General features: G+C 61.2%; 21 protein-coding genes and 1 pseudogene. 9 read left to right on the forward strand and 13 right to left on the reverse strand.

Going from position 1 to position 20,767, the window contains the following annotated elements:
* Nucleotides 1–162: 162 nt before the first annotated feature.
* Nucleotides 163–286 (forward strand): annotated as a pseudogene (locus tag FHX09_RS30035) (ATP-dependent DNA ligase); the annotation flags it as partial.
* A gap of 149 nt (nucleotides 287–435) precedes the next feature.
* Here the strand turns inward: FHX09_RS30035 and FHX09_RS22045 are convergent.
* Complete coding sequence (locus tag FHX09_RS22045; protein ID WP_132590542.1) at nucleotides 436–1,011, reverse strand: TetR/AcrR family transcriptional regulator; 576 nt, start codon at nucleotides 1,009–1,011, stop codon at nucleotides 436–438.
* Nucleotides 1,012–1,115: 104 nt separating this feature from the next.
* Here FHX09_RS22045 and FHX09_RS22050 point away from each other — a divergent pair, with 104 nt between their 5' ends.
* Both FHX09_RS22050 and FHX09_RS22055 read left to right on the forward strand, forming a co-directional pair.
* Nucleotides 1,116–1,802: a glutathione S-transferase gene (locus FHX09_RS22050; protein ID WP_184450637.1), complete on the forward strand. Its 687-nt coding sequence runs from the start codon at nucleotides 1,116–1,118 to the stop codon at nucleotides 1,800–1,802.
* A 96-nt stretch (nucleotides 1,803–1,898) separates the two neighbouring features.
* Nucleotides 1,899–2,864, forward strand: a complete 966-nt coding sequence (locus FHX09_RS22055; protein ID WP_184450638.1) for an alpha/beta hydrolase — start codon at nucleotides 1,899–1,901, stop codon at nucleotides 2,862–2,864.
* A gap of 75 nt (nucleotides 2,865–2,939) precedes the next feature.
* Here FHX09_RS22055 and FHX09_RS22060 read toward each other — a convergent pair whose 3' ends face one another.
* Nucleotides 2,940–3,344: a hypothetical protein gene (locus FHX09_RS22060; RefSeq protein WP_184450639.1), complete on the reverse strand. Its 405-nt coding sequence runs from the start codon at nucleotides 3,342–3,344 to the stop codon at nucleotides 2,940–2,942.
* A 200-nt stretch (nucleotides 3,345–3,544) separates the two neighbouring features.
* Between FHX09_RS22060 and FHX09_RS22065 the strand changes: the two genes are divergently transcribed.
* The 4 genes from FHX09_RS22065 (at nucleotide 3,545) to FHX09_RS30040 (ending at nucleotide 6,189) form a co-directional block, all read left to right on the forward strand.
* Nucleotides 3,545–3,970, forward strand: coding sequence for a MarR family winged helix-turn-helix transcriptional regulator (locus FHX09_RS22065; RefSeq protein WP_132590534.1), 426 nt, complete (start codon nucleotides 3,545–3,547; stop codon nucleotides 3,968–3,970).
* Between the two features lie 67 nt (nucleotides 3,971–4,037).
* Nucleotides 4,038–4,931 carry an NmrA family NAD(P)-binding protein gene (locus FHX09_RS22070; protein WP_132590532.1) on the forward strand — a complete coding sequence of 298 codons (894 nt, stop codon included), beginning with the start codon at nucleotides 4,038–4,040 and terminating at the stop codon, nucleotides 4,929–4,931.
* Between the two features lie 120 nt (nucleotides 4,932–5,051).
* Nucleotides 5,052–5,828, forward strand: a complete 777-nt coding sequence (locus tag FHX09_RS22075; protein WP_132590530.1) for an SDR family oxidoreductase — start codon at nucleotides 5,052–5,054, stop codon at nucleotides 5,826–5,828.
* Nucleotides 5,829–5,934: 106 nt separating this feature from the next.
* Entirely contained in the window at nucleotides 5,935–6,189 is a 255-nt protein-coding gene (locus FHX09_RS30040; protein WP_245505479.1) for a nuclear transport factor 2 family protein, read from the forward strand.
* Nucleotides 6,190–6,714: 525 nt separating this feature from the next.
* On the opposite strand, the gene FHX09_RS22085 is transcribed toward FHX09_RS30040, so the two are convergent.
* From FHX09_RS22085 to FHX09_RS22110, 6 genes are all read right to left on the reverse strand, one after another.
* Nucleotides 6,715–7,674 carry a sugar phosphate isomerase/epimerase gene (locus tag FHX09_RS22085; RefSeq protein ID WP_132590528.1) on the reverse strand — a complete coding sequence of 320 codons (960 nt, stop codon included), beginning with the start codon at nucleotides 7,672–7,674 and terminating at the stop codon, nucleotides 6,715–6,717.
* A gap of 13 nt (nucleotides 7,675–7,687) precedes the next feature.
* On the reverse strand, nucleotides 7,688–8,698 hold the full coding sequence (locus FHX09_RS22090; protein ID WP_184450640.1) for a Gfo/Idh/MocA family oxidoreductase: 1,011 nt from the start codon (nucleotides 8,696–8,698) through the stop codon (nucleotides 7,688–7,690).
* 10 nt (nucleotides 8,699–8,708) lie between these two features.
* Nucleotides 8,709–9,683: an ABC transporter permease gene (locus tag FHX09_RS22095; RefSeq protein WP_132590524.1), complete on the reverse strand. Its 975-nt coding sequence runs from the start codon at nucleotides 9,681–9,683 to the stop codon at nucleotides 8,709–8,711.
* Nucleotides 9,683–10,459 carry an ATP-binding cassette domain-containing protein gene (locus tag FHX09_RS22100; protein WP_132590522.1) on the reverse strand — a complete coding sequence of 259 codons (777 nt, stop codon included), beginning with the start codon at nucleotides 10,457–10,459 and terminating at the stop codon, nucleotides 9,683–9,685. Before FHX09_RS22100 ends, FHX09_RS22095 begins: the two co-directional genes overlap by 1 nt.
* A gap of 17 nt (nucleotides 10,460–10,476) precedes the next feature.
* Nucleotides 10,477–11,433: an ABC transporter permease gene (locus FHX09_RS22105; RefSeq protein WP_132590520.1), complete on the reverse strand. Its 957-nt coding sequence runs from the start codon at nucleotides 11,431–11,433 to the stop codon at nucleotides 10,477–10,479.
* A gap of 99 nt (nucleotides 11,434–11,532) precedes the next feature.
* Nucleotides 11,533–12,564, reverse strand: a complete 1,032-nt coding sequence (locus tag FHX09_RS22110; RefSeq protein WP_132590518.1) for a sugar ABC transporter substrate-binding protein — start codon at nucleotides 12,562–12,564, stop codon at nucleotides 11,533–11,535.
* A gap of 189 nt (nucleotides 12,565–12,753) precedes the next feature.
* Between FHX09_RS22110 and FHX09_RS22115 the strand changes: the two genes are divergently transcribed.
* On the forward strand, nucleotides 12,754–13,791 hold the full coding sequence (locus FHX09_RS22115; protein WP_245505478.1) for a LacI family DNA-binding transcriptional regulator: 1,038 nt from the start codon (nucleotides 12,754–12,756) through the stop codon (nucleotides 13,789–13,791).
* Between the two features lie 61 nt (nucleotides 13,792–13,852).
* Here the strand turns inward: FHX09_RS22115 and FHX09_RS22120 are convergent, their stop codons facing one another.
* From FHX09_RS22120 to iolD, 5 genes are read right to left on the reverse strand one after another with little or no spacing between them, the layout of a single operon-like run.
* Nucleotides 13,853–14,986, reverse strand: a complete 1,134-nt coding sequence (locus FHX09_RS22120; RefSeq protein ID WP_132590638.1) for a Gfo/Idh/MocA family oxidoreductase — start codon at nucleotides 14,984–14,986, stop codon at nucleotides 13,853–13,855.
* 26 nt (nucleotides 14,987–15,012) lie between these two features.
* A complete protein-coding gene (locus tag FHX09_RS22125) occupies nucleotides 15,013–16,074 on the reverse strand; it encodes a sugar phosphate isomerase/epimerase (protein WP_132590514.1) in 1,062 nt (353 codons plus the stop codon).
* A 3-nt stretch (nucleotides 16,075–16,077) separates the two neighbouring features.
* Nucleotides 16,078–16,893: an SDR family oxidoreductase gene (locus FHX09_RS22130; protein WP_132590512.1), complete on the reverse strand. Its 816-nt coding sequence runs from the start codon at nucleotides 16,891–16,893 to the stop codon at nucleotides 16,078–16,080.
* Nucleotides 16,890–17,783: a myo-inosose-2 dehydratase gene (iolE, locus tag FHX09_RS22135; protein ID WP_132590510.1), complete on the reverse strand. Its 894-nt coding sequence runs from the start codon at nucleotides 17,781–17,783 to the stop codon at nucleotides 16,890–16,892. The genes FHX09_RS22130 and iolE overlap by 4 nt, the downstream gene beginning before the upstream one ends.
* Nucleotide 17,784: 1 nt before the next feature.
* Entirely contained in the window at nucleotides 17,785–19,656 is a 1,872-nt protein-coding gene (iolD, locus tag FHX09_RS22140; protein WP_132590508.1) for a 3D-(3,5/4)-trihydroxycyclohexane-1,2-dione acylhydrolase (decyclizing), read from the reverse strand.
* A 103-nt stretch (nucleotides 19,657–19,759) separates the two neighbouring features.
* On the opposite strand from iolD, the gene iolG reads away from it, so the two are divergent.
* Nucleotides 19,760–20,767 carry an inositol 2-dehydrogenase gene (gene iolG / locus FHX09_RS22145; RefSeq protein WP_132590506.1) on the forward strand — a complete coding sequence of 336 codons (1,008 nt, stop codon included), beginning with the start codon at nucleotides 19,760–19,762 and terminating at the stop codon, nucleotides 20,765–20,767.

A 20,767-nucleotide genomic window follows, 5' to 3' on the forward strand; every position in this document is an offset into this window, starting at 1 on the left:
ATCGATATGTTTCCACCTCAACGACAGACGGGGGACGGGGTTCGTTCCACATGCTGAGATCGGTCTTTAACACCGCGATCGCCTTAGGTCGACTGGGAGTAAAGGTCGGGCCTTTGTCGGTGTTGTCGCATGCTGTGCGTGTCGCAATGCGCGCATCTTTGCCAGCCGACGCAGATTGCCGAAATCAAATTCCGCGGCTCGTCATGCTTCATACAAAGGCTTGCGGGAAGTCCAAGCCAATGCCACCGTCTTTGATATCGCCGATCGGACGGCGCCAAGCGACTAGAGCACTCGGCCTTTTTTCAGGAGCGACCGGCCTATCGAACCCGGCATCTCGCTCTTTAGCGGCATCTAAAGCGGTCACCCCTGTTTTGCCGGAAAGAGCGACGCCGAAAGCTCGGGTGCAGCACCGACCAATTGGCCCATCGTCGGCCGTTAGGGAATGAGGCCTGTCGCTCGGTAGGCTCGGATCGTCCGGTCATAGATGCCGATGTCCCGGCAGCCACGCGCGACCAGCTGGGCCCCCTCGATGGCTGCGAAGATCGCCATGGCGTGCTCCTGCAGGTCTTGGTCGCTTGCGGAAGGCTTGGCCCGCGATAGCACCTGGGATAGCCAACCGACGTTCATGGCGGCGAAGTTGTCGACCTCAATCCGAACCTCCGTGGGAAGATCGTCAAGTTCCGCGCTCATGATGCCGCACAGGCACATGCGATTGTCGTTGGCGAGCGCCGAACGGAAGATCTCCGTGTATCGGTCCATGCACCAGGTCGCGTCGTCGGACGTTGCAAGGAGCTCCGCCAGAAAGTCTGCCCCCTCCTGCGTATAGCGACGCGCCAAGGCGGCGCCGAGGTCGCCCTTGGTGGGGAAATGGTAATGCACGCTGGCGCTTTTGATACCCACCTCTTTCGCGAGTTCGCGAAAGCTGAGCGCGTTGTAGCCATGCGACTGCACCGTCGCTTTTGCGGCAATCATGACCGCCTCGCGCATATCCGTTTTGGTTTTGGCCATCATCGATCCTTACCTATCACCCGATAGATAGTTATTGACGCCGGAAAAGGGAAGGGGTAAACGACGGCTGTAATCTATCTATCGATAGACAGGCAAAGGAGTCTCTTATGAAAATCTTCGATCGCCCCGGGTTTCCCAATCCGGCCCGCATCCGCATCGTGCTCGCCGAGAAGGGTCTCGAACCGCAGATCGAGTTTGTTTCCGTCGATCTTATCGGTGCCGAACACAAGCAACCCGCCTTCCTCGAAAAGAACCCCTCGGGCGTGCTGCCGGTCCTCCAGCTCGAGGACGGCACCTACATCGCGGAGGCCACCGCCATCACCGAATACCTCGATAACCTCGACGGCGATCCGCGGCTCACCGGCAAGACGCCGAAGGAAAAGGCCGTCATCCACATGATGCAGAAGCGGGCCGAGACCGAGCTGCTCGATGCGGTCGGCAACTATTTCCACCACGCGACGCCGGGTCTGGGCGCCGAGTTGCAAGTGTTCAAGAGCCCGGAATGGGCTGGCCGTCAGGATTGGGGCAATCGCCAGCGCGATAAGGCGGTCGCCGGCATGGGGTACTTCGACACGGTGCTGCGGGATCGCTCGTTCGTCGCCGGCGATGCATTCTCAATGGCCGACATCACCGTGTTTGCCGGGCTGATGTTCGCGGACGCCGCCGGCATGGCCATCCCTGACGATCATTCCGCGCTAAAGTCCTGGCGCGCGAAGGTCTTTGAGCTGCCGAGCGTCAAGAATCGCAGTGGCCAGATGTTCGTCGCGGAGGATCTGCGCAGGCTCGGCTTCTGATCCCTCCGCGCGAACGCGGCGCGAACACCGCACCGACGCCCAACCACAGTCGCCAATCGCGCCGCCCAGGCGGCACAATTCTCACGGAGTTTCCTCATGTCTACGATCTCAACACCCGACAGCGCTTCGCGGCGCAACCTGCTGAAAGGGGCCGCCATCGCCGGCGTCGGACTTGCAGCCGCCGGCGCATCCCCCGCCTATGCAAAGACCCCCGCGTCAGCCCGAGCCGGCAAGCCCACAGGCGATCGCCTCGTCACGAAAGATGGCACCAGCCTCTACTTCAAGGACTGGGGCACCGGCCCGGCCGTGGTGTTCAGCCATGGCTATCCGCTCTCGTCCGACGCCTGGGAGGACCAGATGTTCTTCCTGTTGCAGAATGGCTATCGCGTCATCGCCCATGACCGTCGGGGTTTTGGCCGGTCGGCCCAGCCGTCCGGTGGTTACGACTACGACACCTTCGCCGATGATCTGGCGCACCTGGTCGAGGCACTCGATCTGCGCGATGCGACCTTCGTCGGTCATTCGATGGGCGGTGGCGAGGTCGCACGCTATATCGCGCGCCATGGCCAGAGCCGCGTCGCCAAGGTCGCCTTCGTTTCTTCGGTGACGCCCTTCCTGCTGAAGACCGCGACCAATCCAAACGGCGCGCCGAAGGAGCTGTTCGATACGTTCCGCGCCGCCGTGCAGGCAAACCGGTCGCAGTGGAATCTCGACGTCACCATGGCGTACTACAGCTTCAACCGTCCGGGCGCGCATGTGTCGGAAGGTCTGCGGGAGAGTTACTGGCGTCAGGGACAGGCAACCGGGTTTCTTGCCGCCTATCACGTGCTTGGCGCCTTCTCGGAAACCGATTTCCGCGACGACCTCAAGAAGATCACCGTTCCCGCGCTGGTGGTCCACGGCAGCGATGACCAGATCGTCCCGCTGGAAATCTCCGCGAAGTTGACCGCCGGGCTCGTTCCGCATGCCAAGCTCATTGTCTACGAAGGCGGCTCCCATGGGCTGCTGCATGTCGACAAGGACCGCTTGAACGCCGACCTGCTGGCGTTCCTTCGCGGCTGATGGCGTGCGAAAGGCCGGGGGCTGGCCGTAGCCCGCCCCCCCACCTTTGCGTGCGATCGTATGCCAGTCTGGCAATCAGGACGCCGTAATCTCGTTCACCGACGCGGCGTAAAAGAGATCGCCACCAAACTCCTCCCCGACGATACCGCCCAGTCCTGCCGACAGTGACAGTGCAGCGTCCAGAGGCGCAAACGTCATCGTCACGCGCCGAACGAGCCCGGTCTCGTCACGCTCGATGACACCAACCGCTTCCAGCTCGAGGCCGGTGCGAAGTGTTGCCTTGTATTGCAGGAAATGGCGCTGGTCGATCGCCCCATAGAAGGTGGGCGTCTGCGAGGCGTACAGCGTGCCGACGGCCTCGACCAGATGCTTGATATTGTCACGGCCCGAAACCGGGCGGCGCAGGACCGTCCCTCTCAGTTCGGCGTCACCGGCAAGATCATCGAGGAATGGGTGCTTTTCTCCGTTGCTGCTCGACATGTCGTTTCTCCGGATGGCGTGATTTCTGGGGTGGCCGCGTGAGCGCGATCCAGACTCAATTGCGACGTTCCTGAAACCTAGTGTGTAATTGCACTTCAAGCAATGAGCCTAGGAGCCGGATTGTGCCGAGTCTGGTCTTTGCAGGTCGAGCGCCAAGGTTCGGACTTGACACTGTGCAATTGCACATTTAGATATACCCCATGCTGACACCCACCGGTCCCCATCTCTGTTACGCCCTTGCCGCCCGCCAGAACGCGCGGCATCTGAGCCGTCTTTACGACAGTCATCTGGCGCCTGCCGGACTGTCGGTTTCGCAGTTCTCCATCCTGTCGCTGCTGGAAGCCTACCAGAGCCTCAAGATTACCCGTCTGGCCGAAATGCTGAGCATGGAGCGCACCACTCTGGTCCGCGCGCTGAAGCCGCTGCAGGCAGCCGGATGGGTTGTCGCCGAGAGATCCGATAGCGGCCGTGCTTTCGATGTCACGCTCTCCCCTTCGGGAGTTGCAAAGGTGACAGAGGCCATTCCTCTCTGGGAAAACGCCCAGGCCGCGTTTGAGCGGGAGGTCGGACAGGACCGTGCCGTGCGCATGCGAGACGAGATCCTGGAGCTGAACCTCGGCGAGTAGCTCCCTTTTTTACCCGGAAGTGTGCAATTACACACATGCTGACGCAACCGAACACAAGGAGATAAAAATGACTGACAAGTTCCTCGTTACCGGCGCGACCGGTGAGACCGGCCGCTACACCGTCCAACGGCTGATCGAGAAGGGCCACGCTGTCCGCGCGATGGTCCACAGGGAAGACGAGCGAGCCGAAGCGCTTCGCAGCGCAGGCGCCGAGGTCGTGGTCGGCGACCTCTTCGAGCATGACGACGTGATCCGCGCCGCCGCCGGCACCACTGCCGCCTATTTCTGCTATCCCGTCCGTCCCGGCATCATCCAGACCACAGCATATTTCGCCGATGCGGCCAGGCGCGCCGGCCTCAAGGCCGTAATCAACATGTCGCAGATCTCCGCGCGCGAGGACTCCAAAAGTCATGCGGCGCGCGATCACTGGATCGCCGAGCGGGTCTTCGACTGGTCGGGCGTTCCCACCATCCACCTGCGGCCAACCTTCTTCTCGCAATGGCTGCTCTACCCGTTTGCGCGCAAGACGATCGTCGAACAGAGCATCATCGACCTGCCCTATGGCGCTGGCCGTCATGCTCCCATCGCTGCCGAGGACCAGGCCCGCCTGATTGCAGCGCTGCTGGTCGAGCCGGCCGCGCATATCGGCAAGACCTACACGCTTCATGGACCGACCGAGCTCGACCAGCCGGGCATCGCCGCAGCCATCAGCGAGGTGCTCGGCCGCAAGATCAGATACCAGCCGCTAACCATCCCCGCCTATCGTGATCGCCTTGAAAAACTCGGCCTGCCGGAATTTTTGATCCAGCATTTCTGCGCGATCGCCCTCGATTACCAGAACGGCATCTTCTCGGGCGCCGACACGATCATCGCCGAAGTGACGGGCGTGCCGCCGATGACCGTTCAGGACTTCGTCACGTCGCACCGGGCCGCCTTCAATACGCTGGACGCGGCGGCGTAAGCCGCTCCGGCGCGGACCCACGGAACATCGGAATCACCGGGTCGGAAGCGCCGGCTCTGACCAAGACGCTGGTGGCGGCGCGATGATCGCGCCGCCCGGCCGATCTTTCAGGAGAAGCAAGTGAACATCGACCTTTCAGGTAAAGTCGCCCTCGTTACAGGATCCACCGAAGGCATCGGATTTGCGATCGCCCGTGGACTCCATGAGGCGGGCGCAGCAGTCATTATCAACGGCCGCACCCGGCAAAAGGTCGATGTGGCGGTGGCGCGCCTCGGCGGCCGTGCGCGCGGTCATGCGCTCGACCTCGCCAGCGCCGAGGGATGTGAGGCCATGATCCGGGCCGAACCCGAGCCGGACATCGTCGTCAGCAACCTCGGGATTTTTCAGCCGCTGGATTTCTTCGAGACCGACAATGCGATCTGGGACCGCCACTGGCAGGTCAACGTCATGGCCGGCGTGCGCCTGGCGCGCGCCTACCTCCCGAAAATGGCTGCCAAATCGTGGGGGCGCTTCATCTTCCTCGGATCAGAATCCGCCTTCAATATTCCTGTCGAGATGATCCACTACGGCGTCAGCAAGACCGCAGACGTGGCGGTTGCGCGCGGTCTCGCCAAGCGCATGGCTGGCACGGGAGTGACGGTGAATTCGGTGCTGCCGGGCCCGACCATGTCCGAAGGCGCCGCCGAGATGCTCAAAGAGCACGTCACGGCCGAGCGGTCCATCGAGCAAGTCGGCATCGACTTCGTCAAGACGCATCGTCCGACCTCCATCATCGAGCGGCCGGCAACGGTCGAGGAAGTCGCGAACATGGTGGTCTATGTCGCCTCCCCCCTCGCCTCCGCAACGACCGGTGCGGCGCTGAGAGTCGACGGGGGCGTCGTGGATTCGCTCGTCTAGCGCTCCCTCCAAAGGCTCGTCCGTCAGTTCTCCAGCTCCTTAAACCCCTCACCTCTCTAGGCCGCGGCGACGTATTGCCCTCCAACCTCTGCGAAAGGAATTTTCCATGAGCACCAGTGCCATGCCGCTCGCCCAACCGAAGCGGCGCATCCACGCCGTCACCCGGTTCGAGGCTATCGATTTTGTGAACCGGGTCAATTTCCTGTTCGACCGCTGGCAACCGGAGGAACTGCTTGCGGCGTTCTCGGACGACGTGGTCGTTGATCATCCGCTTGGCCGAAGCGCCGGCAAGGACGAATTGGTGGCGTTCCTGAAGGGCTACGAGCCCATCACCATCGGCTGCACAACTGCAACCACGTAATCGACGCCGGACCGGGCGATGACATCATCGTCACCTACTACATCCTGCTTATGCGCATCGCTCCGTCGAGCGAGGCAAGCAAACTCAAGTCCGCGCGCCTATGGAAATCATGGAATATGACGAGCATCTGCCAAAGCTGATCTCCTACGCCATGGCTCACCAGGACGGAAGCTGGCGACTGGCGCGTGCGCCACAAGCGGGTCGAGAACGTTGCCGAAGACAAAGCGTTTCATTTCTAGAAGCGTGATGGATCTCCGACCTACCGATCCTCAGGCGCGCGGGACAAGCGCTCGACGATGGGCATCGTCACGAGGCAAGCAAGGATTCAAAAAAGTTCGGACCCCAAAAGGGGATGCGGAACCCCGCCTTGAAGAGACTCGAACCAGGGACCCGCGATCTCCATGCTTTTGATAAGAGCATGTTACAAAGCGCTTCATTTAAACGATTTTATTGCGTTTAAGTAGACATGTTCTCTTTTTGGCGCGACCCCAAATCTTGTGTCGACACGGTATCGTCTGTCGCTGATCATATCGCTTGAGGCTTGAAGTCGCTCGCGGCTACGGGCATCACGCCCTTGAGGAGTGCGATAGACTTTTCCAACCCTTCGACACTATTGAGTACCACATCCTCGTGCTCGACCGACAGCCAACCGTCATAGCCCGCCATCTTCAACCGGTAGCAGAACTGCCTCCACCATTCCTCGCCATGGCCGAAGCCAAGAGTGATATAGGACCAGCTGCGCGCTGGAAGGTTCATCAACGAGCCATTTTCAAGCAGGGATGTCGTGGCCTGAACCGGGCCGTTGAGCATCGTATCCTTCGCATGCACATGATGGATCGCCTCGCCCAGTGCTTCGGCAGCCATCAGCGGGTCGGCCCCCATCCAGAACAGGTGCGATGGATCGAGATTAGCGCCAATGACGGGACCGACCGCCGCGCGCAGTTTCAGGAGCGACGGCACATTGTAGACATACTGGTTGCCATGCAATTCCAGTGCGATGCGCTCGACGCCGTTCTCTTTCGCGAGAGCAGCGATCTCCGTCCAAAACGGCAAAAGCTTTTCCTGCCACTGGTAACGGAGGATAGCCTGCGTTTCCGGTGGCCAAGAGGAAATGACCCAGTTCGGCATGAGATCGCCTTCACGGCCGGCGGGCAGGCCGGACATGGCGCACACCGTCTTGATTCCCATGTCGCCGGCGATACGGATCGTATCCTTGAGGCATTCAGCCTGTTCCGGCTGGGCCGGATGCAAGGGGTTGCCGTTGGCGTTGAGGGCGATGATCTCCAGACCACGATTTTCGAACGCCTTCGCGAAGTCGCGACGCGCATCAGCGCTCGCCTTCATAGATTGCAGATCGAAATGCGGCGCGGTCGACCAGCCGCCCGTATTGACCTCGACCCCCGAGACACCAAGTCGAGCCGCGTTGTCGAGAAGCGCTTCAAAGGACATGCCGCCGAGGCTGTCGGAGACGAAGCCGAGTTTCATGAGTGGATCCCTTTTATCGGTTATAGAGAGGCGGTTTGTTCGTCTTCGCTATTGTGGCGCGCTCACCCGCCCGGAGCGCCTCGACGCCGGCTTCCGCGATAAGGGCGGCGCAATAGCCGTCCCAGGCATTGGAAGCGATGGCCGGGAACACGCCGGTGCGAACGAAGTTCAAGAACGCCTTGTTCTGCAACCGGTACGCTTCCGCGAAGCGAGAACGCCAATCGGGCGCATAGCGCTCATAGGCCATCATTTGGCCGTTCTGGCGCGTGGGGGTAGGAGAATTGAGAAGGATCGATCCCTTCTCGCCGACAAGCTCACCCCGTACGTCGTAGCCATAGGCCGCATTGTTGTTGATTTCGATGTTCACAAGCTGACCTTTGTCAGTCTCGAGCACCATGAATACCGGTGCTCCGGTCCTTGAGGCGTCGACGCCCGCCGGCTGGAAGACTGAAATTGCCGTGTAGTCGGCGCCCAGCACAAAGCGCGCGACATCGAATTCGTGGGGCGCGGAGTTGGTAATCGCCATCTGTCCGGTGAAGTTCGGCGGCGCTTCGACGTTGCGGTGGAAGTTGTGCATCATGAGCGCGCGACCAAGCGCGCCATCGTCAAGCATCGCTTTCATATTGCGATAGGCGGGATCGAAGCGACGCATGAAACCGAGCTGAACGAATTGACGACCGCGCGACACTTCGGCGTCGATCACGTCCAGGCACTCCTTCGCGCTCTGTGACAGTGGCTTCTCGCACAGAGCCGGCTTCCCAGCCTCGATCGCGGCAAGCGACAGCGGCGCATGCGTTTCATCGGGGCTCGCGATCAGGATGGCATCGACGTCGCTTCGCCTTATGGTCTCGACCGGATCGGCAGCGACATCGGCAGCGCCGCATTCTTCCGCTATCTTTCGGGCGCGCTCCGGGGCGGCATCGCACACCACCTGCAAGGTTGCTCCCGGCAGATCTTCGGCGACGATCCGGGCATGGTCCGCCCCCATGATGCCGGCACCGATGATCGCTATTCTGATTGACATTCCGATATCCTTATTTCTTGAGAGCCCATTGGCGGAGGGACCGGTCGCCATAGGCCGCGAGCACTACGATCACCCCCAATATCAGGATGAACCACTGCGGCTGCACACCCATGACGACGAGATAGGATTGGATGGAAGACAGCACGAATGCGCCCATCAGCGCGCCGATCAAGGAAATGCGTCCGCCGGCAAGCAAACAGCCGCCCAGCACACAGGAGGCGATCGCCTGGAGTTCCATGAGCCGCCCCATCGAGCCATCCGCAAAGCCAAGCTTGCCGGCTTCCAGCGCTCCGCCGAAGGCAGCGAGCATGCCGCAGATGACGAAGGCGGACAGTTTGATGCGGCCCACCCGGACGCCGCGGGAATGGGCGCTCTCGGCGGAGCCGCCGACAGCGAGAAGCCGGTTGCCAAACGGCATTGCCTTCAGGATTACCCAGAGAACAATGAACACTGCGATGAGCCAGCAGAGCGCCGTGTTGAAGTTGAAGACGTCACCCCCGCCGAGCACGACGTAGGTCCAACCCTTGCGGGCCGCATAGGGAATGGAGAACGAGAAACCTTCCGTCAGCGCGATGGCAATGCCACGAAAGATCATCAGAGTGCCGAGCGTGATGATGAGGGACGGCGTACCACTGCGCGTGACGAGCAGACCGTTGATCAGGCCGATCGCTGCGCCGACCAGCATCGCGGCGATGACGGCGACCGATGGATCGACCCGCGCCGCAAGCCAGAGATAAGCCAGCGCCCCCATCCCGAAGGTCGACCCGACCGAAATATCGATCTCCCCGGTTCCGATCACCAGCGCGACGCCAAGGCTCATCAAGCCCAAAGTTGCGGTCACCTGCAGGATCGTCCCGATATTGTAGAGATTGGCCCAGTTACCGTTCGAGGTCGCGGCGAATATGGCGACCAAAACGACGCCGATCAGCAAAATGCCGATCTCCGCGTGACGCCGAATGAGCGGTTTTGCAGACGATAGTGCCATCAGACCGTCTCCTTCTTTTCGACGACGCGACCGCCCTGGCGGATGACGTCCTCAAGCGCTTCGGCGGTCATGGCGTCGGTTGACGCATCAGCGACTTTCTCGCCGTTTTCCATGATGACGATACGGTCCGCCAGCTTGTGGACCTGGAAGATGTCATGGGTGATATAGATGACGAGCAACCCCTGCTCCTTGAGCTGCACGGCAATCTCGTTGACATGCTCGCGCTCGCGCACCGACAGATGGTTGGTCGGCTCGTCCATGATGATGACCCGGTTTTTAAACTCGACGGCACGACCGATCTTGACCGACTGGCGCTCGCCGCCGGAGAGGCGCTCCACCTCGTCGTCGGCCGACACATTCTCGCGAAGGCCGAACTGCCGGATGACCCGGGTGGACTTTTCGCGCATCTTGCCGAAATCGAGAAAGGGGATGCCGAGGATGCGTTTGACGGGTTCCCGTCCAAGGTAGAAATTGCGTGCAATCGAGAGGTTGTCGCAAAGTCCGACGGATTGCTGGATCGTCTCGATCCCCTGGTCGATGGCAAGCTTCGGGTGAAACCTCTCGACTTTCTTACCGTCGAAGAAGACCTCTCCGGATGTCGGAGCATGAATCCCGCACAGAACGCGGATCAGCGTCGTCTTGCCGGCGCCGTTGTCGCCGACCAGACCGACCAGTTCGCCGGCGTGAAAATCGACCGAGACATTCTTCAGGGCATGGAAGGCGCCGAAATAGAGGTCGAGGTTCTTGACCTGAATGAGCGGGTGATTGTTTGTCATTTGAGCGTCCTCCCGCATCAAACGCTGTGCCCGAGGAAGCGGGCCAGTTTCTGGTTGAAGATGATTGCGATGATGAGCACGGCGCCGACGAAGGTGATGTACCAGGACGATGGCGCGCCGAGCGCGATCAGTTCGTAGCGCAGGCTGACGACGATGAGCGCCCCGAGTATGGCGCCAAGGATCGAGCCGCGTCCGCCGGTCAACAGGCAGCCGCCGATGACCGCGGCGGCGATCGCCTCGAGCTCCATGTTTTCGCCGAGCGTTACGTGGGTCTGCGGTTGGTTGCACAGGGTCAAGATGCCGGCGAAGCCCGCCAGCAGGGAGCAGAGGATGAACGTTGCGATCTTGATGCGATCGGTCTGGACGCCGCGCGATTCCGCGCTCTCCCGGCTGCCGCCCGTCGCCAGAAGACGGTTACCGAACGGCGTCGCCCACAACACAAAGGCAAGAACCGCAGCGACCAGGATCAGCCAGTAGATCGCAGCTTCGACGCCGAAGAGGCTGCCGCCCAGAAGCAGCGTCAGCGCATGGCTGCGCGCATCAGGCGAGAAATTATGGACCGAGCCGCCGGTCCACACATAGATGATACCGCGCGCCGTGAAGAGACCGCCGAGCGTGACGATCATCGATGGCAACTGTCCCTTGACGACCGCGATACCCTGGATGAGGCCCGCCACCACCGCAATGACCAGCGCCAGGACAAGGGAGCCGGGAACGCCGAGCGCCGGCTCCATGGTGATGAAGGCGACCCCGGTGAGGCCATAGACGGAACCGACCGAAAGGTCGATCTCCCTGGTCATGATGATCAGCGCCTGGCCCATGGCCACGAAGGCAAGAATCGCTGTGAATTGGGTGACGTTCGATATCGTCTGAACGGTCCACCAACCCGAGAAATCGATCACCGTGAAGGCGGCAAACATGACGACGACACCGACAATTGCGCCGAGGCCCTGGTTTCGCAGAAGATGCTTCATGAGGCTTGGACTCGCTGATTAGAACTGCGCTTGAGGCGCAATCGAATGAGGGCAGCCGAACCTTCAATAGGCTCGGCTGCCCGGCTTCGGGAGGAACTCCTACCAGGTGTTCTGCTCGTTGTAGGCCTTGTCACCGAACACGCCGCCAACCTGCTTGGCCCATTGATCGGCGTTGTCCTTGTCGATGATGATCGGGCCGGTCAGGATATCGCTCTGGGGCGCGTATCCGAACTCCTTGTTCCACAGGAGCCATTCCATAGGTGCGTAGCCCTGCAGCCAGAAGCCCTGGCTATTGGTCGCGAGTATATGTCCCGCGCGCACGCCTTCGATCGAGACCGGACCCTCGTCAACCGTGAGGATCGTCATGCCTTTGTCGTCGACATCGGGATCGAGCTTCATGTCGTTGGCGACGCCCCAGGCCCAGGGTGACGACCAGCCGGCAACCGTAAAGATGTAGTTGGTGTCCGGATTGGCCTGCAGGAAGGATTGCAATGTGTTGCGCGCCGTTGCCGGCTCCGCGCCGATGAACAACTCATCGAACTTGGCACCAACCGTCGCCATGGCGTCCTGCATGCCCTTGCAGCGTGCTTTCAGACCTTGGTGAGCCGAATCGTGGCTGGCGCAAACCACATGCTTCGGCGTCGGGATCTTGCCTTCCTTGGCCTGCTCGATCGCGTATTCGCCGAGTTTCTTGCCCGTCAGGTATTCGTCACCGCCGACATAGGTCAGATAGGGAATGCGCTCCCCGGCCGGCCGGCTGTCAGGAATGTTGAAGGCGACGACCGGGATGCCTTCCTCGATTGCTTTGCGCAGAGGGCCTTCGAAGGCGTCGGAGCTGACGATCGGCACGGCAATGCCATCGGGGTGGGTGGCGATCGCCTGCTCGAGAAGACGAACGTGCTCCTGGACCGAATAGTTGTTGGTTGAAATATACTCGGTCTTGACGTTCGGATACCTCTTCTCGAACTCCTTCAGCGATGTCGTCAGCCAGTTCATATTCGGATCGTTTGATCCGATATGAGAGACCATGACGAAACGATATTGCTTCCCGCTCTCCTGAGCGTTGCTTGCGCTGCTCAATGCGGTTGCAACCAATAAGCTCGAAAGCATCATCAATTTTTTCAGTTTCATAGGTTCCTCCTCCTCAGTTGGACGGTGCGATTATCCGGATTGATTTTCCATCATTCAAGCTTTACGATGGCTGTTTTATGATGGTATAAACATCAATTATGCTGCACTGCACAGATAAATCTTAATTTACTGGAATCTAACGGCTTATATGCCTAATTCTTCTACGATATGATGGCAATTACATCACGAATGGAGGTAGTCCTGAGCAAGCGTTCCTCGAACGGCGCCTGGAAAGGTCCGACAGTCCACGAAATTGCTCGTCTCGCAGGCGTCGGCGTGGCGACAGTGGACAGAGTTCTCAACAACCGCAGCGGCGTTCGCGATAAAACCAGAGCGCGCATTCTCGCTGCCCTGGAAAAGCTCAGAAACGAAAATACGGACAAGGATATGCCGCTGCAGATCCGTCTCTTCTGCGAGTCCGGCGAGACCTTCAACGCGGCGATGGCGGGCGCCGTGACCGACGTGAACCGGACGCTTCCGGGCATCAAGATCGAGGGCCTCTATGTGGCGACGAGCGAACTCGACCCCGTCGCTTTTGCACGCGGCATCGAGCAGGAGGGCGGCGACGCCGACGGCGTCGTGGTCATTTCGCGAGAACATCCCGCCGTCAACCGTGCCATACGCAAACTGCGAACAGCCGGGATTCCTGTGGTTTGCCTGACGACCGATTTGCCGAGTTCGCGCCGGAGCGCCTTCGTCGGCAACGACCAGTATGCGGCCGGAAGCGTCGCTGCGCTTTTGATCGGCAACGCCCTGCCGAAAGAGCGCAACAGCATCCTGATCGTGATGAGCGTTCCCTTCCGCTGCCAACAGGAGCGTGAAATGGGGTTCCGCAGGGTCCTCCGCTCCGACTTCCCGCATCTCAAGATTGAGGAGCGTGTGATCTCCGACGAGCGGCCCGAGAACACATGTGAGCAGTTGCTTCGCTATTTCGAGGCGAACGGCCATCCGGCGGCGATCTACAATGTTGCCGGCGCCAATCGCGGCGTTGCCAAGGCTCTCGAACACATAGGCAAGGCTCAGGAGACCGTGTTCGTCGGGCACGAACTCTCCAACCATTCCCGCGCGTTGCTGGAATCGGGCAGCATGGATTACGTCATATCGCACGACTTTGCCGGTGAGCTGACCTCGGCGGCGCGATGGATAAGAGACAATCTGAACGGGGTATCGACTGAACCGCCTCATTCGCAAATCCTTCTTCATACGCGCTATAATTGCGGTCTTTGAAAAGGCGACCCTTCAATGGATCGCCCTCCAAGGGCATCGTCGCCGGCGGCGACGGTGTCTGTCAGACCACGACCGGTCGAATCCACGGTTGGATCGTTGCTTCCGCGCTGTCGACCACGGCCTCAACGAAGGCGACGCCCTTCAAGCCGTCATAGGCGAGCGGCACATTCCGACCGACCGCACCTGGCTCGCGATTTTCCTTCTGTGCGCGGATCGCTTCGGCGAAGCCTGCATACAAGTTCGCGAAGGCTTCCAGATAACCTTCCGGATGACCGGGCGGGGTCCGGCTGCGGACCTTCGCGTCTTCCGACAAGTCGTCGGCGCCGCGCTTGATGATCTGGACGCGGCCTTCCAGCGGCGCATAGATCAATTCGTTCGGCTGCTCCTGGAACCATTGAAACGATCCGCTGGAGCCGAAGACGCGCAGCCGCACGCCGTTCGAGTTCCCCAAAGCGACCTGAGAAGACCACAACAGGCCTCGCGCCCCGCCCTGATAGCGCATCATCACATGCGCATTGTCGTCGAGAGCCCGGCCCTCAACGAAGGTCGCAAGGTCGGCAGTGAGAGCATCCAACTTCAATCCCGTCACAAAACCCGCCAGATGATAGGCATGGGTGCCGATATCGCCTATCGAACCGCCCCGGCCGTTCTTCTTCGGGTCGGTGCGCCATGCCGCTTGGGCGTTGCCCTTCTGCTCGATCGCCGTCGCCATCCATTCGAGCGGATATTCGACCTGTACGGAGCGGATCGTCCCGATCTCGCCCCGTGCAACGCGCACGCGCGCCTCATGGACCATCGGATAGCCCGAGTAGGTGTAGGTCACACCGACAAACCGGCCGGATGCGCGGGCGAGTTTTTCAAGTGCCACAGCGTCTTCAAGCGTTGCCGTCAGCGGCTTCTCGCAGATCACGTCGAAGCCTGCCTCGATCAGCGCCCTGGCGATTGGATAGTGGGTGTAATTCGGCGTGCAGATCGCCACCGCATCCACGCGGTCCGCGCGCCCGACCTCGCCTGAGATGAGATCCTGATAAGAGCCATAACTGCGCGAGGGATCGAGGCCCTGCCCGATCGCGAATTCGCGGCTTCGCTGCGGATCCACGTCAAAAGCACCGGCCACAAGTTGCCATTGTCCGTCGAGCCGCGATGCGAGCCGATGGATGTTGCCGATATAGGCGCCCTGCCCGCCACCCACCATGCCGAGCCGCAAGGGTTGTTGGGTACTCATTTCGCCTCCAGCCCGAGCATCGCCCGGTTGGCATTGCGATTGGCGCCGGATTTGACGAAATCATCAAAAGCCCGGTCCGAGACGCGGATGATATGATCGGCGATGAAGCGCGCGCCCTCGGCGGCACCGTCCTCGGGGTTCTTCACGAAGCACTCCCATTCGAGCACTGCCCAGCCATCGAAGCCGTAGGTGGTGAGCTTGGTGAAGATCGCACCGAAATCGACCTGTCCGTCACCGGGACTGCGAAAGCGCCCGGCCCGCTTCGACCATGGCTGATATCCGCCGTAGGCGCCCGACTTGCCGTCAGGGCGAAACTCGGCGTCCTTCACATGGAAGGCCCTGATACGTTCATGGTAGTGGTCGATGAAGGCGAGATAGTCGAGCGCCTGCAGCACGAAATGCGACGGATCATACATCAGGCTGGCGCGTGGGTGCTCCTTCACCTTGTCGAGGAACATTTCCCAGCTATGGCCGTCGTGCAGGTCTTCGCAGGGGTGGATCTCGTAGCAGACATCGACGCCATGTGCGTCGAAGTCGTTGAGAATCGGCGTCCAGCGCTTCGCAAGCTCTTCGAACCCCTCCTCGACCAGTCCCTCCGGCCATTGCGGATAGGGATAGAGATAGGGCCACAGAAGAGCGCCGGAAAACGTCACGTGCCGGTCGATCCCGAGCCGCTTCGAGGCGCGGGCGGCATATCCAAGCTGCTCCTCGGCCCAGGCCCGCCGTCCGGCCGGATTGCCGCGCACATGCTCCGGTGCGAAACTGTCCATGATCGTGTCATGAGCTGGATGCACCGCCACCAGTTGCCCGGTGATATGCGAGGCGAATTCGGTGATCTCGAGCCCGTAGTCGGCCAGCATGCCCTTCAGTTCGTCGCAATAGGCGTCGCTTGTCGCAGCCTTTTTCATGTCGATGAGACGGGTATCCCAGGTCGGGATCTGCACGCCCTTGAAGCCCTTGTCCGCTGCCCATTTCGCAAGGCTCGGCAAGGAGTTGTAGGGCGCGTCGTCGGCCGCGAACTGAGCGAGAAAAACGCCTGGTCCCTTGATCGTGCGCATCGCTTACTCCCCGAGCCGCTTGGCAGGTGCCGGAGCCTGGCCGTCATAGCCGCCCCAGACGGACTGGTCGTAGTGGATCACCGATCCCGTCATCATCCCGCTGTCGCCGGAAGCCGCCCAGAGGACAGCAAGTGCAACCTCGGCCGGATCGAGCAGGCGTCCGAAAGGCAGTTCCGCTGCGGCCCGGTCGATCGCTTGCGGATCTCCGGTTTCCGCCGCCTGCAGCGCGCGCTCGTGGTCGGAGTTCATCCAGCCGATGTCGAGCTGGTTGACCCGGATGCGGTTGCGCATCAGCGCAAAGCCGGAATTGCGCGTCAGCGTCGCAAGCGCACCTTTCGAAGCGCAATAGGGTGCGATGAACGGCTGGCCGGCGTGTTCCGACGCCGAGCCGATGTTGACGATCGTTCCCTCGATCCCTTCCCGGATCATGATCTGCACAGCGTCCTGCATCAGGAAGAACGGCGCGCGCACGTTCACGGCGAAGATCCGGTCGAAAAGGTCAGGCGTAGTGTTCAGCAGATTGCCCCGGTCGGTCAGCGCGGCGGCATTGACCAGGATATCCACCCGGCCGAACCGTTCGTCGGTTTCGGCCAGCACGCGCCGGACGTCTGGGATGTCACCCAGATCGGCCGCCACGACCAGCACGGGTATTCCGTGCTCGGCGGCGATCTGGTCCGCCACCTTGGCGCCCTTGGCGCCGTCGCGTCCAACGATCACCAGGCCGGCGGCACCGGCTTGCGCGAAAATTCGGGCGATCGCAGCACCCAGCCCCTGCGTGCCGCCGGTGATGACGGCGATCTTTCCATCGATACGGTTCATTTCACGACCTCATAACCGGCGGCGTCCATGACGCGCAGCAATTCCTTGTGGCCCTTGCGAGCCATCGCGAGCGGCGGGTTCTTGACCGGATCCTGTTCGGCCTCGACCACGAACCAGCCCTCGTAGCCCTTGGCGGCCAGCGCCTTGACGATTGCCTCGAAATCGAGGCTGCCGTCGCCCGGCACTGTGAAGGCACCCTTGATGACCGCATCGAGGAAGCTCTCCTTGCTGCGATCCAGCCCATCCACGACCGCGCGGCGGATGTCCTTGGTGTGGACATGGGTGATCCGGGCGTGGTGGTTGTCGATGACCCGCATGACATCGCCGCCGGCAAAGGCCATGTGCCCGGCGTCGAACAAAAGCGGCACTGAAGAGTGCCTCATCAACAGATCGAGTTCCGCCTCGGTCTCGACCGCCGCCGCCATATGGTGATGGTAGCAAATCGGCATTCCCTGCCTGGCGCACCAGTCGGCGAAGTCCGAAATCTTGCGGCCATAGGCCGCCATCTCCGTCTCGGAAAGCTTTGGCTTCGTCGCAAGCGGCGCGGAGCGGATGCCCTGGATGGAGCGCGCGGTCTCGCCATAGACGATGCAGGGCGCGCCCGCGGCGATGAAGAAGGCCATCTGCTGCGCGATGCGCTCCTTCTCGGCCTCGATGTCGCCGTCGAGCAGCAGGCCGGAGAACCAGCCGCCGCAGACGGATATTCCATAGCGGGACAGGATCGGCCCCAGTTCCTCCATGTCCATCGGAAACCGGCGGCCGGTCTCCATGCCGGTGAAGCCGGCTTCGGAAGCCTGCCGCAGGCATTCCTCGAGGCTGACGTCATCGGAGAGTTCCGCGAGGTCGTCGTTCCACCATGCAATCGGCGCAATTCCCAATCTTGCCTTCATCTCAGACACCCAAACGCTGCGCTTCGCGGATTTTCTCTTGTGCCGCGCGGGCAGCGCGGACGGTTTCAAAGCTTGATACGGCGGGAACGCCGACGTCCCAGTCGGCGTCGCCCGGCACCCATTTCCGAGCGTCCGAAACGATCGAGATCACGGTGATGCCGTCATTGCCCTGCGCCCACTTCATTGCGTCCTCGAGGTCGGCGAGGCTTTCGGCCTTGCGGGCCTTTGCGCCCATGGCCTCCGCATGCTTGACGAAATCGACGTGGAGCGGGTTTTCCCGGTTTTGGACACGGGAATCGGTGAGCAGATTGTTGAAACCCGGAACGCCTTTGGCCTGCTGCAGACGATTGATGACCGCAAAGCCGCCATTGTCGCAGACGACGACGATCAGCTTGTGTCCCGTCAGCGCCGCCGAATAGATGTCCGAGTTCATCATCATGTACGTGCCGTCGCCGATCATGACGATCGGTGTGCCGCCAGTGCCACCAGGCCCTTCCTGGGCCATGGCTGAGCCCCAGCCTGCAGGGATTTCATAACCCATGCAGGAGAAGCCGAACTCGCAATCGAAGGTGTTCGGGTTCTTGACCCGCCAGCCCTTGACCACCTCGCCCGGCGTGCCGCCGGCGGCGGCGATCAGCGTATCCTCCGGGCGGGCTACCTTGTTCAGCACACCAACCACCTGCGCATAGGAGGGAACCGGCGCATTGGTCGGGAATTGATGCTCATCGAGGAGCTTGTCCCATTCGGCAAACAATGCCTTGGCGCGCGGCATCAGGTCCGCCGCGGCCTTATAGTCGCCGAGTGCGACGTCGAGCTCGGCCACGGTTTCCAACGCATCGCCGACCACTGACAGCGACCGATGCTTGACCGCATCGAAGCGCGCCGCATTGATCGAGATGAACTGCGCTTCTTGCGAAAAGGCCGTCCACGAACCGGTGGTGAAGTCCTGCAGGCGCGTGCCGATCGCCAGGATCACATCCGCGTCTTTCGCAAGCGCGTTAGCGGAGGTCGAGCCCACGATGCCGATCGGCCCGGCATGCACCGGATGGTCATGAGTCAGCGCGCCCTTGCCGGCGATCGTCTCGACCACGGGAATTCCCCGTTTCGCGGCGAATTCGGCGACCTTTTCCTCAGCAAGCGAATAGCGCACGCCGCCGCCCGAGATGATCAGCGGACGGTTCGCGGTCTTCAGCAGTTCGGCCGCCGCGATGACCGTATCGCGGTCGGGTCGCGGGCGTGGGATCTTCCAGACCTTCGGCTCGAAAAACACTTCCGGATAGTCGAAGGCAACTTCCTGGGTGTCCTGCGCCAGACCGATGAAGGCAGGGCCGCAATCGGCTGGGTCGAGCATCGTTGCGACCGCCTGCGGCAGCGATTGCAGGATCTGTTCCGGCAACACGATCCGGTCCCAATAGCGCACGACCGACTTGAAGGCATCGTTGGCGGTGATCGTCGGGTCGCCGAAGTGTTCGACCTGCTGCAGCACGGGATCGGGCAGGCGGCTGGCGAAGGTATCGCCCGCAAGCAACAGCACCGGCAGACGGTTGGCCATGGCGACGCCGGCCGCGGTCACCATGTTGAGCGCACCCGGTCCGATCGAGGTTGCCGCGACCATGATCTGTCGGCGACGTTTCGCCTTGGCAAAGCCGATGGCGGCGAGCGCCATCGACTGTTCGTTCTGGCCGCGCCACGTCGGCAGCCTGTCCTGCACGGTTTCCAGCGCCTCGGACAGGCAGGTGACGTTACCATGGCCAAAGATCGCAAAGACGCCGGCAAAAAGCGGTACGCGCTCGCCCTCGATATCGGTGAACTGATTGCAAAGGTAACGGACAAGGGCCTGAGCCATGGTCAGGCGCACAGTCTTGCGGGTCATCTCGCCTCCTCCTGCGGATGGAATGTTATGTTGTTCCGGAATACATATTGACAAATAGAACAGTTTGCAATGATTATTGCATAACACCTCGGGAGGAAATTGAATGCTGAAAATTGCAGTGCTTGGCGTGGGCCGCATCGGTCGCATGCATGCGGAAAACATCGCCGCTCATCCGCGCGCAGCGCTTGCCGGCATCTTCGATGTGCATGTGCCGGCGGCCGTGGAAATATCGGAAAAATTGGGCGTTCCCCGCTTCGATTCGGCCGATGCGATATTCGCGTCGGCCGACGTCGATGCAGTGCTGATCGCCACCTCGACCGCAACGCATGCCGATCTGATCGAACAGGCCGTGGCGGCCGGAAAACCCGTTTTGTGCGAAAAGCCGATCGACCTGTCGCTCGATCGCGTCCATGCCTGCGCAACAAGAATTGCGGGGAGCAATGTGCCGGTCATGCTCGGCTTCGTACGCCGCTTCGACGCCGGACACAGCGCATTGCGCCAGGCCGTCAAGACTGGCAAGCTAGGCCATCTGCATCAAGTCATCATCACCTCCCGCGATCCCGGCATGGCGCCGGACGCCTATATCGAAGTCTCGGGTGGCATCTTCCGCGACATGACGATCCACGACTTCGATCTGGCGCGGTTCATTCTCGACGAAAAAGTGACCGAGGTCTTCGCGACCGGTTCGCGTCTGGTCGATCCGGCGCTGATGGAGCGTTGCAATGATTACGACACGGTGACCGTGGTGCTGAAAACCACATCGGGAAAGCAAGCGATCATCAACAACTCGCGGCGCGCAGTCTACGGCTATGACCAGCGCGTGGAGGCATTTGGCAGCGGCGGCATGGCGATTTCGGAAAACCACACGCTCAACAATCTGCGCCTTTATACCGACAGCCAAACCGATCAAGGCGCGCCGCTGATGAATTTCTTCATCGAGCGATACGGCGCAGCATTTGCTGCCGAAATCGGCGCCTTCGTCGATGCGGTCGAACAGAAAACGCCGCCTGAGGTCAGTTTCGAGGACGGCCGTCAGGCGCTGATCCTTGCCGAAGCGGCACTGCGCTCCATTGCCGAAGGGCGGACCGTAAACACCAGCGAAATCGGGTGA

This window comes from Rhizobium sp. BK538, assembly GCF_014197575.1.
Lineage (GTDB): Bacteria > Pseudomonadota > Alphaproteobacteria > Rhizobiales > Rhizobiaceae > Rhizobium.

Excerpts from the sequence above, each read along its gene's own strand:
- FHX09_RS22045 (WP_132590542.1), bottom strand. The coding sequence starts at position 1,011 with ATGATGGCCAAAACCAAAACGGATATGCGCGAGGCGGTCATGATTGCC.
- FHX09_RS22050 (WP_184450637.1), top strand. The coding sequence starts at position 1,116 with ATGAAAATCTTCGATCGCCCCGGGTTTCCCAATCCGGCCCGCATCCGC.
- FHX09_RS22055 (WP_184450638.1), top strand. The coding sequence starts at position 1,899 with ATGTCTACGATCTCAACACCCGACAGCGCTTCGCGGCGCAACCTGCTG.
- FHX09_RS22060 (WP_184450639.1), bottom strand. The coding sequence starts at position 3,344 with ATGTCGAGCAGCAACGGAGAAAAGCACCCATTCCTCGATGATCTTGCC.
- FHX09_RS22065 (WP_132590534.1), top strand. The coding sequence starts at position 3,545 with ATGCTGACACCCACCGGTCCCCATCTCTGTTACGCCCTTGCCGCCCGC.
- FHX09_RS22070 (WP_132590532.1), top strand. The coding sequence starts at position 4,038 with ATGACTGACAAGTTCCTCGTTACCGGCGCGACCGGTGAGACCGGCCGC.
- FHX09_RS30040 (WP_245505479.1), top strand. The coding sequence starts at position 5,935 with ATGAGCACCAGTGCCATGCCGCTCGCCCAACCGAAGCGGCGCATCCAC.
- FHX09_RS22085 (WP_132590528.1), bottom strand. The coding sequence starts at position 7,674 with ATGAAACTCGGCTTCGTCTCCGACAGCCTCGGCGGCATGTCCTTTGAA.
- FHX09_RS22090 (WP_184450640.1), bottom strand. The coding sequence starts at position 8,698 with ATGTCAATCAGAATAGCGATCATCGGTGCCGGCATCATGGGGGCGGAC.
- FHX09_RS22095 (WP_132590524.1), bottom strand. The coding sequence starts at position 9,683 with ATGGCACTATCGTCTGCAAAACCGCTCATTCGGCGTCACGCGGAGATC.
- FHX09_RS22100 (WP_132590522.1), bottom strand. The coding sequence starts at position 10,459 with ATGACAAACAATCACCCGCTCATTCAGGTCAAGAACCTCGACCTCTAT.
- FHX09_RS22105 (WP_132590520.1), bottom strand. The coding sequence starts at position 11,433 with ATGAAGCATCTTCTGCGAAACCAGGGCCTCGGCGCAATTGTCGGTGTC.
- FHX09_RS22110 (WP_132590518.1), bottom strand. The coding sequence starts at position 12,564 with ATGAAACTGAAAAAATTGATGATGCTTTCGAGCTTATTGGTTGCAACC.
- FHX09_RS22115 (WP_245505478.1), top strand. The coding sequence starts at position 12,754 with ATGGAGGTAGTCCTGAGCAAGCGTTCCTCGAACGGCGCCTGGAAAGGT.
- FHX09_RS22120 (WP_132590638.1), bottom strand. The coding sequence starts at position 14,986 with ATGGTGGGTGGCGGGCAGGGCGCCTATATCGGCAACATCCATCGGCTC.
- FHX09_RS22125 (WP_132590514.1), bottom strand. The coding sequence starts at position 16,074 with ATGCGCACGATCAAGGGACCAGGCGTTTTTCTCGCTCAGTTCGCGGCC.
- FHX09_RS22130 (WP_132590512.1), bottom strand. The coding sequence starts at position 16,893 with ATGAACCGTATCGATGGAAAGATCGCCGTCATCACCGGCGGCACGCAG.
- iolE (WP_132590510.1), bottom strand. The coding sequence starts at position 17,783 with ATGAAGGCAAGATTGGGAATTGCGCCGATTGCATGGTGGAACGACGAC.
- iolD (WP_132590508.1), bottom strand. The coding sequence starts at position 19,656 with ATGACCCGCAAGACTGTGCGCCTGACCATGGCTCAGGCCCTTGTCCGT.
- iolG (WP_132590506.1), top strand. The coding sequence starts at position 19,760 with ATGCTGAAAATTGCAGTGCTTGGCGTGGGCCGCATCGGTCGCATGCAT.